The sequence below is a fragment of the Bdellovibrio bacteriovorus genome (assembly GCF_001592735.1).
GTDB lineage: Bacteria > Bdellovibrionota > Bdellovibrionia > Bdellovibrionales > Bdellovibrionaceae > Bdellovibrio > Bdellovibrio bacteriovorus_D.
Genome location: NZ_LUKE01000001.1, coordinates 2,032,968 through 2,045,166, shown reverse-complemented (window position 1 = coordinate 2,045,166; position 12,199 = coordinate 2,032,968). Strand labels below are relative to the sequence as shown.

General features: G+C 46.6%; 7 protein-coding genes. 4 read left to right on the top strand and 3 right to left on the bottom strand.

Features of this window, described 5'->3' with window-relative positions; all coding sequences use genetic code 11:
* Positions 1-1,281, bottom strand: coding sequence for a hypothetical protein (locus tag AZI86_RS09955; RefSeq protein ID WP_061834886.1), 1,281 nt, complete (start codon positions 1,279-1,281; stop codon positions 1-3).
* 177 nt (positions 1,282-1,458) lie between these two features.
* On the opposite strand from AZI86_RS09955, the gene AZI86_RS09950 reads away from it, so the two are divergent.
* From AZI86_RS09950 to AZI86_RS09940, 3 genes are all read left to right on the top strand, one after another.
* Entirely contained in the window at positions 1,459-2,451 is a 993-nt protein-coding gene (locus tag AZI86_RS09950) for a hypothetical protein (RefSeq protein ID WP_061834885.1), read from the top strand.
* Positions 2,452-2,545: 94 nt separating this feature from the next.
* Complete coding sequence (locus tag AZI86_RS09945) at positions 2,546-3,178, top strand: hypothetical protein (RefSeq protein ID WP_061834884.1); 633 nt, start codon at positions 2,546-2,548, stop codon at positions 3,176-3,178.
* Positions 3,179-3,296: 118 nt separating this feature from the next.
* Positions 3,297-8,696, top strand: a complete 5,400-nt coding sequence (locus AZI86_RS09940) for a beta strand repeat-containing protein (RefSeq protein WP_061834883.1) — start codon at positions 3,297-3,299, stop codon at positions 8,694-8,696.
* Here the strand turns inward: AZI86_RS09940 and AZI86_RS09935 are convergent.
* Entirely contained in the window at positions 8,693-9,601 is a 909-nt protein-coding gene (locus AZI86_RS09935) for a PfkB family carbohydrate kinase (RefSeq protein WP_061834882.1), read from the bottom strand. The genes AZI86_RS09940 and AZI86_RS09935 overlap by 4 nt on opposite strands.
* The gene (gene rlmN / locus AZI86_RS09930; protein ID WP_061834881.1) at positions 9,602-10,828 is read right to left on the bottom strand and encodes a 23S rRNA (adenine(2503)-C(2))-methyltransferase RlmN; all 1,227 of its coding nucleotides are present in this window, start codon (positions 10,826-10,828) and stop codon (positions 9,602-9,604) included.
* Between the two features lie 214 nt (positions 10,829-11,042).
* Between rlmN and AZI86_RS09925 the strand changes: the two genes are divergently transcribed.
* Positions 11,043-12,194 (top strand): MFS transporter, encoded by a 1,152-nt coding sequence (locus AZI86_RS09925; RefSeq protein ID WP_061834880.1) that lies wholly within the window; start codon positions 11,043-11,045, stop codon positions 12,192-12,194.
* Positions 12,195-12,199: the final 5 nt, after the last annotated feature.

Sequence of the window (12,199 nt, the reverse complement as noted above, 5' to 3'; positions counted from 1 at the left end):
CTACTCAGCTTTCTTTAACGGAACTAAGTTCTCCTCTTTGGCTTCCAAGTTCGTCAATGCTAAACGTAGAGCGCGCTCGGTACGTTTGACCTGATCTTGGTTGGCCTCGATAGTCTTGTTAAGCTCAAGACACTTCTTACGATAATTATCGAGTTCCTGAGAGAGCTGATCAATCTTTCTTTTTTGTTCTAAGATATACTCATCTTTGGACCGAACAAGGGCGGATTTTTCCGCACGCAAAAGCTCTAAACGATTTTCAAGCTCCCGTTCACGAACACGAATCTTTTTAAAGTCAGATTTAAGTCGAGTTTCTAACTCGTCAACTTTAATACGAGCTTTCGCCACTTCATTTTCTTTGTACTGAAGATTGCCTTTAAGAATCAAAATCTCGCTTTGGTAAGATTCTCTTTCTTCGGCTTTTTCTTTTTCTACCGCGGTGATACGCACACCCAGCTCGTCGGTGCGCGAACGAATAATTTCACCGGCGGAGGCCAGTTCTTCATTTTCGGCCCGTAAGTGCTCCACTTCTCTTTCAAGTTCTAAGATGCGTTGCTGAGCAATTTTTAAATTTTCCGCTTGCGCTAAGCTTGCATCAACGGAAGTCATCACGTTGGCGGACCCACGCTGGCCACCACCACGGAAGTTACCCACACTGACTTTCACATCAACATCAGGTCTGCTGCGACGAACACCCAAGCGGGCGTTCGCGAAACCATCGACCGCCACGGTTTTTTCAGCATCCGTCATACCCGAGCTGCCCACCGAAGAAGTCAGATTTAATTCTTGTTGGATAGAAACAGTTTTATCTTCGCCACCTTTAGCGGAAGACATGCCTGGGCCCATAATAGGCTTCGTGGAATCATCCGCTAAATCATCATTAGATTGATAGCCACCATCAGCTGAAGGACCGTCATAACGTTCATCTTCATCCACACTTGGCATCATGAACATTTCTGAAGCCGGCAAATCAGAGCCAAAACCCTCTGGCATTTCATAATCGCTTGCTACAGGTTCATCGTCCGTTTCGTATTCGGACTCTGAGTCAGACTCTGCAGCGCCACCGCTGAATTCAGATTGATCCAACTCATTGCTATCCACGTCGTTAGCTAAATTGTCCCAAAGACTATTTGATTTGATAGAGGTATTTTCCACGCGATTGTCTTGATCGCTATCTAAAGGCAAACCGTCATAGCTCTCTTCAGGATTGATATCCTTTAAGTCCTCCATCAAGGACTCAATCAGATTTTCTGCAGCTGAAGATTTCGGTTTCTTTTTACTCATATCTATTCGGAAATATCGGCATTTTCCCTCGACCTCTTTAAGGGTATTGCGTCCTGAACGGCAGATCAGGATCTAGGTCCAGGCCATCTCAATTTGATACGCGTTCCTACGAACTCGCTAGCTTCAATCCCGATTTATTGATATTTGAAAACTAAGCGAAAGGTCTAGGAGATCACGATGGCGCACAAAGTAATGCAGATACTAATTAAAGCGTTTCTTCTTTTGGCCGTAATTCTTATCGCGTGGGTAGGACTGAATCAGATAGAGTCAGAACCCCTTAAGGAAATCACAGCCATCTCGGCTGACGATGGAGACTGGATTCGCCAAAAACCGGATTGGCCCAATGAGTTTTTCCGTTTCGTCCAAGATTTTGATCAGATGCAAACTCCCGTGCCCCTTGCGACATTAGAAAAATATCGTAAACTCATCATCGCTAATAATGACTACCCCACAATTCGACCTCTACTGGCGATCACTTCTTTTTTTAGCCATCGTTTTGCCCTTAATCGCGAAACCCTGAATTCTTTTTCCGGCTTGAGCGTTGATGAACAACTGGCGTACATGGAAGCCTCATTAAAATTATCTCAAAATCTGCTGAACCAAAAAATCGCATTTATCCAGTTCAGTGTCGAACTGGCGATTGTTAATTCTATTGCTAAATATCTGGATGAAACCCCAGAGAGGTACAAGCTGCAGTCATCAACTTCCGCGCATCGCTATCAGACAATTAAAAAACTGTTGGCAGAAATCGCTGATGCGCGACTGATCGCCACCAAAAATGCGCTTGTCGGGGAACTTGAGTCACAGCTGGCACTATCTAAAAATTTTAAGCTGAGTGATTTGGGTTTAGAGGAAAAAAAAGGCGGCCTGTCCTTAACAATCTGGGATCAAATTGGATTTCTTTTTTATAATCAAGGAGCCACCCAAAATACGATTTATGAAAATTTCCAGGAGTTAATCGCAGCCGCGGAATGCGTGCAGGATTTTTCTTGCGAAAAAAAATGCCTGTCCGACGCGTGCCCCGAGATTCCCAAAAAAACTACCGGAAGCCTTTTCTTAAATCCGATGGGTCTTTATCTTACGAAATTTATGACGTTAGAACCGCGATTGCTGGTTAAAGCTTCTTTTAGATTTAAAGAAATAAAAGCTACGGCCGAATCCCTGAATTAACCAATTCAGGGTGGCGCAACGCAAAAAACTGTTGCCACTTGAGTTCCGTGAAGTCGTTTAGTACATCGTTCTAAACATTACTGAAGGAATTCTCATGAACTCGAAATGGATCGTTTTGTCTCTTAGTATTGCGTCTTTCTCGGCTTTTGCTGCTCCTAGCTCTAAAATCAAGGCTCGCTCTGCTGCTTCGACTCCGACTGTGACGGAATCTTCTAGCACGACGACATCTTCGATCAAAATGCCGGGTCCTTCGGCTTATGACGTTGCCCCAAAGGGTGTGCGCATTTCTGTTTTTAAACCCGTCCTAACCATGAAAGTTAAGGACCAAGATAGAAACCAAAATGAAAGAACTTTGGATAACACCTTTGGATTTTCGTTCGGCTATGCCAATCTTCCTTACAAAGAAATCGGCTGGACGGCAAACGGCACCTATATTGAAATTTTTGAAGCCGGCGAAAAATACGGCGTGATTCGCACGGATGCAAACATCGGTTATGGTTTTGAAAAAAACCTGAACGTGAAAGCCGGCCTCAACTTAAGCAAATTCGTGATCCCGGCCCGTATGCGTGATGACTACAACCCAAACATTGGCGTGCAAGCCAGCGCGGGCTTACAAATGACGAAAAACGTGGGTCTTGATGCGGGGTACACTTACATGAAGCAGACCAATTCCAACGAAGAAGTGTTATTGTCGGGATTAGAGATTGGCTTGCACGGGACTTTCTAAGGGCTACCAACAATTCGAAGGTCCTAATTGTTCTCTTTTTAAAACAAATTCCTGACAAAATTAGGCGTTTTTATAAAGTGGCGCACCCTAAACTCCGATAAATATATCGGAGTTTTTCATGAACGTGATGGTACAAACCGGTATAGCTCTAATGCTAGTTTCTTCAATCCTATTGGGTTGCGGTCAAGGTATGTTCTCCGTCACCGATCCTACATCCTTGCCCTCTCAAGAATCATCAGGTCCGGCCGTTATAGGACTTGCAGGTCTCTCCATTCTTGGAGAGACCGTCACAAATCAAGCTACTTTAAATTTACATGTAGCTGGCGCGCTCGGATCCCCCACCCAATATTGCTTAAAGCTAAATTCGACGGATGACTCAGACTGCTCTTGGATGGATTGGCCATTGCCTGCGACCGTGACTCATGGCTTAACAGATGGGCCTCTGCGCTATTCAGCTTGGGTGAAAAATGAAAGCGGTCTGAAAAGCTCTATTGTGATTTCAAACCAAGTCGTCATCGATACGACCCTTCCAGCGCCCCCCACAGGCGGACTAACAAACCCAACATCTCCTTCTAACTCGTTAACTGCATTGGTTCGCGGCGCTGTGGATCCCGATGTGAATGTCGTACAATTATTTTCTGATGCACTTTGCGCAAACCCCTTGGGCTACGGAACTAAAGAGCAATTCTCCTCCAGCGGAGTGGTGATTGTCGTAAGCGCAAACTCTTCCACTACTATATATTCCAAAGCTCAAGACAAAGCAGGCAATAGCTCAAATTGCGATCTTTTAACTTCCTACGTTCACTCTATATCTGGCGGAGCCACCTTAAGTGTGGGGTTTGTCTCCATTAGTCCCACATCACCTGCGAACAATGATACACCTAATATCGTAGGATGGACTTCGTCAGACATCGCCAGTGTCAATCTTTACGCTAATTCTGCTTGCACGACGTTAATTGGGAACGGCTCCAAAAGCGATTTCACCGGTACGGGCATAGTCGCCTCGGTGAATACCAATACGACGACAACTATTTATGGCCAAGGTCTTGATAGTTTTTCGGCGAGCACCCCATGCACGTTCTTGACGACCTATAAACACGATAACGTTGCCCCCTCATGGTCAGGCTCCATGACGATGGCAGGTCTTAGCAACTCTCTCAATTCCTCTCCATCTTTTAGTTATTTACAAAATGCGATGGATGCCAGCGGTATTGCTCGATATGAATATGCTTTTGGAAGCGGAACGAGTGGGGCTTCGGCAAGTAATCTTAAAAGTTGGACCCTGACCTCAACACCGACGGTCGCAAATGTTACCGGTCTCACTTTGGTAGACGGATCAACTTATTACTTAAATATGAGAGTAATAGACTTGGCTGGTAATATTTCTTCTACCGCCAGTGCTTCTTGGCTCGTGGATGCAACTGGGCCGGCAAGTGCCCCGACAATTACTTCTACTAATCCCACAAGCCCGTCCAGAATCACCTCTGTTCCTTCAGTGATCGGATCAGCGACGGCGGACACCCACACCATAAAGCTCTATTCAGACAGTTCCTGTACTGTGCAAATTTCCGCGGGCTCTCGAACTGATTTCATGGGGGCTGGCATTCCGACTTCCGTGACTGCAAATACTACAACGCAAATTTATGCTAAGGCTTTTGATAACGCCGGGAATGCTTCTTCTTGTTCAGGATCTGCATTTTCATTCACTCACGACAACCAACCACCAACACTAGCCACACTGGTAATCACAAATACCAACCCGACGAATAGCACGACTTACAATCTTAATATCGGCTCTGTGGCTGGAAGCGCCACTCATTGGTGCCTTTTAGAAAACAATATAGATTCTAATTCATGCAGCTGGCAGGCATTCCCTTTACCTTCCGCTTACTCTGTCACTGCGGCCCAAACAGTCAAAACCTTAAGCCTTTGGGTGCGCGACGCCGCGGGAAACATCAGCTCTCGGGTAGACTCAAACCCTGTACGACTGGATACGGTATTACCGGCCTGGGGAACACCCGGTCTGAGTTATGCCACTCTATCGACTTCTACAATCTCTTCACCCTCCGTCACTTACAGTCGAAATGCGGCAGATACTTCCGCGATCACATATCTTTACGCCGTCGGATCCGGAACATCGGGTGCAACCCTCAACGATGTCGCCGACTGGACGGTTGTAACCACCACGCCTTTCACGGTGACCGGACTTTCGCTGGTGGACGGTGCCGATTATTACGTAAATATGAAAGTCACCGATGCAGCAGGGAATGAAACTGTAGTTCCAGGCTCCGCACCGTTTCATCTCGATGTTCAAATACCCGTGCCAGTATTTAACGCCGCCATCCCCTCTTCTCCAAGCAAGGTTTCGACAACACCTTCGATTCGAGGATCGGCCGACAGTGTTGTGGCGAATGTGACTCTTTACAGTGACTCGTCCTGTACTTCCGTGTTGGGGTCGGAAACTCGCGCAAACTTTCTAAGCACTGGTATAACGGTAAATCTTACGGCCAATACTTCCACGGGGATTTACATTAAAGCCTTTAATTCGGGCGCTACGAAGTCTTCGGTGTGTTCCTATTTCACCACATTCCTTCACGATAATTTAGGACCGGTAAGTCCCTTAACTGTCGACGATGGCGCCCTATTTGGCAGTAATACCATCACGCCCACGATTTTATGGAGTGGCGGCGGACCCGACGGCGGCAGTGGTTTCAAAGAGTTCCAGGTAGCCTTCGGAATCACTTCGGGAGGAAAAGAGCTTTCCAATCTTATTCCGGGTAATACCGACGGATGGTTGTCGGCGGGTTCGGTTTATAGTTTTTCAAAAACGGGACTTACAGGTTTAGCAAACGTTTCCGGAGTCACCTCTGGAGGGATGCTGATTGATGGCGTGACCTATTTTGCTAGCGTTCGCGCGATCGATAACTTAGGAAATTCAAGCTTGATTGCCTACGGTGATGGATGGACGGTAGACACTTCAAGTCCTTCACTTACACTTTCATCCCCCGCCGAAGGTGAATACGCCTTAGCTTCGCAAAGAGAAATAGAAGGCGCTTGTGAAAATGGATCGATCATGTCCGTGGTCTATGGAACCGGAGTGAGTGGCCCCACGAATCCAACTTGTGTCGAAGGACGATATTCTTTAATTGCAAGTTTAACAGGTAACAACGGCGCACGGCAGGTGACCGTCTCAAGAACTTTTGCGGGGAACGCAAGTTCGGTGGTCCGTAATTTCAACTATTCACCAGCTCTGCAAACAAGTGGTGTGGGATTAAATTCTCATGTTTACGCTTTAGCTTCGGCTGAAGACGGCACAGATGATGTTTTTATTGGTGGGGCGTTCACGCTTTATGGCGACGTGGGCATTAACCGAATGATAAAAATGCAGCAAGACGGAAGCGTCCGTACTTCTTTTTCTACAGGGGCGGGCTTCTCCGCTTCCGTTTACAGCATTTTGCCGATCACCGGAGGAAAAGTTTACGTCGGTGGGGCTTTTACAACTTACGATGGCAACACGGCCAATCGCTTAGTGCGGCTGAACTCAGACGGAACTATAGACACCGATTTTGCGATGGGCACGGGACTCAATGGTGACGTATGGGAAATTATTCAGGTCCCTTCTTCTACTGACATCATAGTGGGCGGAACTTTCACAACTTATAACGGCGTCACCACAAACCGTATTGCGCGCATTCGTGCTGACGGTACCCTGAACACCACTGATTTTACCATCGGGACCGGCTTTAACGGAGGTGTTTACGCATTATCTTATGACGGATCGGGATACCTGCATGTAGGGGGGCAATTTACGGCCTATAACGGAACCGCATCTTTAGGAAACATCGTCCGCCTTCAGTCCAATGGCACCGTAGCAAATATTTACGGCACGGGGTTTACGGGTGGGACTCCGATCATTTATGACCTATTAATTGATGGAGCAAGCGTGCACGTTGGCGGCACTTTCACCACTTACCAAGCCGTAGCATCGCGAGCATACTATGTCGTGGTAAACTCTACGAACGGCAGTTTACAATATACATCAGGCTGTAATAGCACTGTTTATACCTTAGCAAAAAGAAAAACTAATTACGTAGCGGGAGGCTCCTTCACCGCCTGCGGTGGCCAAACTTACGCCAACCGCGTGGTGACTTTAAGTTATCCTTCCTCTGGCACCGCAATGACGGCTACCGATCCGGATTTTGCTGTATCCAGCGGAAGTACGGTCCAAGGAGTTAACGGCGTAGTTCGTGCCCTTTTAGTAGGAAGCACGCTTTTAAATCCTTTTCATAAAATCTGGATCGGCGGACAGTTCACCACATTCCAGGCGGCTGAAACTCCTTACCTTGCTCGCGTCAATGGAGTCGACGGTTCGGAAACTTTAGATATCGCCTTAAACGTTGCTTCTGGATTTAATAATTATGTCGAAACCATTGAACCCATGCCGGACGATAGCGGTCGCCTGTACGTGGGCGGTCAATTCACCACTTATCAAAATATCACAGTTAATAGAATTGTACGTGTAAATGCAGACGGATCAATGGACTCTAGCTTTATTTCCGGCGCCGGCTTTAACGGGACCGTCTATACTATCAAAGCGGATGCCGCGACTGGAAAAATTTATGTTGGCGGAACGTTTACCACATACAATGGGACCGCGAACGTCAATCGCCTGGCTCGCTTAAATCCGGATGGTACTTTAGACACGACTTTCATCAATCCTCTCGCCACGACTGGTGCTAATAGCACTGTCACGCGAATTTTATTAACAGAAACATCGCTATTCGTAGGGGGTTCTTTTACCACCATTAATGGCGTGGCCAACGCACGGATTGTGAAGCTTTTAAAAACGGGCGGATTTGATACCACCTTTAACAATGGTTCCGGATTTAATAATACGGTGTGGTCTATGGCTCAGCCAGATGACGGCAGTGGGGATATTTATGTAGGCGGAAACTTTACCGCATACAACGGAACGTCAAGATCAGGCATCGTTCGACTAAACCCTGACGGGACAGTTGATTCGGGTTTTGTGGTGGGCAGCGGTGTCACAACCACCAAGGGGACCATGTCCGTCTATGACATCGAGATTTCCAAAGCGGTTCCCGGCACGCTCTATATCACGGGGATCATGACCTCCTATCGCGGACTTCCTGCGATGGGTATCGCTCGCTTAAAGAACACGGGCGCTATTGATACCAGCTTTTATGCCAATTCGATCACCGCCGTTTCAGACAGCGTCCATTTCGGCTATGGATATGTTTTAAAAGAACGGCCCGATGGAGTGATTGTGGTTGGTGGTCACTTCAGTTATTTAAATTTGCAAAGTACGACGGCAGGTCTTGCGGCCTTCTATTCTGATGGCAGCGTGGCTTATTCAGCGAAAACGGGAGTGGTCCATTCTATCGCGAATGTTTCGGATGGTTCGGGAGATGTCATTATCGGGGGAACATTTACCGACTACAATGCACTGACCCGCAATCGCATGATGCGAGTCAGCTCTCAAGGATGGGCGTATTAAATCGTAATAACTTTACGATATTCAGCTAAGCGCGCTTCTAAATCGTTCAAAGTCACTTTAGCTAAAGCACGAACCGAGAAATCTTGGATCGTATGGCTGGCCATGATCGAACCCATGATACAAGCTTGTTTCATGTGCGCCACTGTCGGCACTTCTTTTTGAGCCGCAAGATATCCAAAGAAACCACCAGCAAAAGTATCACCCGCGCCCGTTGGATCAATCACCGTTCGAATCGGCATTGCCGGCAAGATGAAGTAACCTTGTTCACGCGAGTACATCGCAAAACCGTATTCACCACGTTTGATAACCACCGCGCGAGGTCCCATATCCGTGATCAACGGAGCCGCCGCAATCGCATTCGCAGCACCCGTCAACATTTTTGCTTCACCTTCGTTGATCAAAACTAGGTCCACTTTTTTAAGAACTTCGATGACTTTTTCTTTTTTGATCGTCAACCACAAGTTCATAGAATCCATGCCCACAAACTTTGGCGCTTTGACTTGTTCAAGAACTTGCAATTGCAATTCAGGAGCGATGTTAGCCAAAAATACGAATGACGAGTTCTTATACGACTCTGGCAATTGGGGATTGAAGTGTTCAAACACGTTCAAATCTGTTTTCAAAGTTTTTGCTTCGTTCAAATCGCCTTCGTAAGAGCCTTCCCAGTGAAAAGTCTTACCTGGAGCTTTAGAAAGACCTTCTAAGTCAACGCCACGGTTTTTTAAAAGATCAATGTCTTGTTGATCGTAATCTTCACCAACAACACCAACAACGCGGACTTTTGAAAACAAAGACGCCGCTAACGAAAAGTAATTCGCAGATCCACCAAGTGCGCGCTCGGCTTTTCCTGATGGGGTTGTGATTGAATCGTAAGCGACGCTGCCGACAACTAAGATTTCTGACATTTATTGCTCCTGTGCTTTAGCCGCTGCGGCCGCATGCATTTGTTTGATTTGCTCACGTCTGAATTTTGGCAAACCACCGATTTCTGAATTTGAAATATCCATTGATAATGGCTTATTAGGTACCTGACTTGTCAATTGCCCACACGCCGCAAAAATATCGCGACCCATAGAGCGACGTAAAAGCACATGTGCCCCCAGGCGGCTTAATTCTGTGTGGAAATCTTGAACCGCTTGGTCCGAAGGACGTTCGTACCCAGAACTTGGATGTTCATTGAACGGAATCAAATTGATCTTACAAGGCACACCGTGAACCAGCTTCACCAACTGGCGCGCGTGTTCAATTTGATCCGTCACACCTTTAAGCAAAACATATTCAAACGTGATTTTTTCGCCCGTTTTACGAGCATAGTCTTTACACGCATCTAACAACTGTTTTGTGTCCCATTTTTTATTAATAGGCATCACTTGCGAGCGGATCTCATCACTGGGAGCATTGAGGCTTACCGCTAAGCGCACTTTGGCTTCAGCGATGCGCCACATCTCAGGCACGATACCTGAAGTTGAAACCGTAATTTTTTTGCGGGAAAGGTTAATCCCCCATTGGCAATGAAGAACGTCGATGGTTTTAAATACTGCTTCTGGATTGTCCAGTGGCTCGCCCATACCCATGAATACGATATTGGTGATGCGTTGACCTTCCGGCATGCGATCGGCCACTTGCATGTATTGACCGATGATTTCTTCAGTGCGCAATCGGCGTTTTAGTTTTTGTTTTCCCGTAAAGCAGAACTTACAAGCGATATTACATCCGATTTCAGAGGAAATACAAAGCGTCTGACGGCCTTCAGAAGGAATCACGACGGACTCTACACTCTGACCGTTGCCCATATCAAAAAGGAATTTTTGCGTGCCATCGACCGATTTTAAGTGAGTCAAAATAGGCGGTAATTCGAAAGTCAAAATTTGCGGTAAAGCTTGACGGAAATCTTTTGAAAGATTCGTCATCTGTTCAGCGTCAGTGATACGCTGTTCGTAAACCCATTTGAAAATTTGCTGAGCGCGGAATTGCTCTTTACCTTTACCTTTGAGGTAAGTTTTCAAATCATCTAAGGTCAGTGAATAGAAATTGACGGGTTTGTTTTCGACAGGTTTAGCGACGTCGTCGTCAGCATAGTTAAAAGGCGCAGTAGAAACACCATCGGCGGTGATTTCAGTCTTTAATTCCATCTTCGGGGCTCCTTGGCTTTTCACAGCCGTGCTTGTTACAGCAAAGATCTTGGTGATCTTGTTAGTTAAGGATGTTTATGTGGGGTGGTTTCTAGCATAGGGACCCCATATTGCCTAGCGATTTCAACGGAATGAAAAAATACATGGGCTCGTATTCCAGACCTTTTTGGGGGCCGTCCTTGTCATCCCCACGCCCGCCCGCTAAAGTGTGTCCATGGTTTGGCCCTTTATTATCATTTCCTACGCAAGTCTTCTGGTTTACGGCTTAAGCGACAACATCCGAGGGCCCCTTTTCCCTGAGATTATGAAACACTTTGCGGTGAGCGACTCTATGGGGTCACTCATTTTCGCCCTGGGAAATATTTCCGGGTTGATCTCAAGTTATGCATGTCGCCACCTTTTGCGTCGCTATGACCGCCTGACTGTTTTGCGCGGGGGCGCTATCGGATTGATCTTTTCACTTTTGGGCTTAGCTATTGCGCCTTATTTTTGGGTCTTTTTGATCTTTGCGTTTACATTCGGCCTCAGCCAAGGGGTCATCGGGTTGATTCCCAATGTCTTGGTGTCTTTAGGTTCCAGCGCGCACCGCAAGCAGCAAATGCTTTCGGGCCTGCACACGATGTATGGGGTTGCCAGTTTGATGGCCCCTCTTTTGGCGGCCGGGGTTGAGCTCGTTGCAGGCAACTGGCGATGGACTTTTGCGGTGGCGATGCTGGCGCCGATTTCACTTTTAGCTTACAGCTTTCACGGCAGTCATAAAAACTTGCACACTCGCTCGACCTTTACGCCCGAAGAACATAAAGCTCACAAAGCCAAAAACTTTAAGCCGCAGATTTTTTTGGCTTTGATGTTAAGCTTTGCCGTGGCGACGGAGCTGATGTTGTCTTCACGATTGGCCTTGTACATGCAACGGGTGTGGAACTATGACATGGAAACTTCAAGCCTGTATGTTTCTTATTTTTTTATCTTTATGATGCTGGGTCGCGGTCTTTTCACTCTTGTGCATTTCAGACAATCCGCACGGTTTTTACTTACGACTTCGATTGTTTCAACTGGTGCTGCTATTTTATTGGGTGTTTACATTCACCCTCTGTTTTTAGCCTTCGGTGGATTTACGATCGCCCCCTTTTATCCGCTGTCCATTTCTTGGATTTCGTCAGAGTTCCCTCAAGATCTCGACACTGTTGTGTCTTACATGATGGCGACGGATTCGTTGATGTTGATCGTCATGCATTTAGCGATCGGAAAAGTAACGGATTTAATTGGAATTCAGAATGCCATTCTTTCGGGATTGGGTTTCGTGGTTCTGTCGTTTGTGATGATCAACTCATACCGATTTATTTTTCATCGCGAGACCGCTAAATAGTTCTT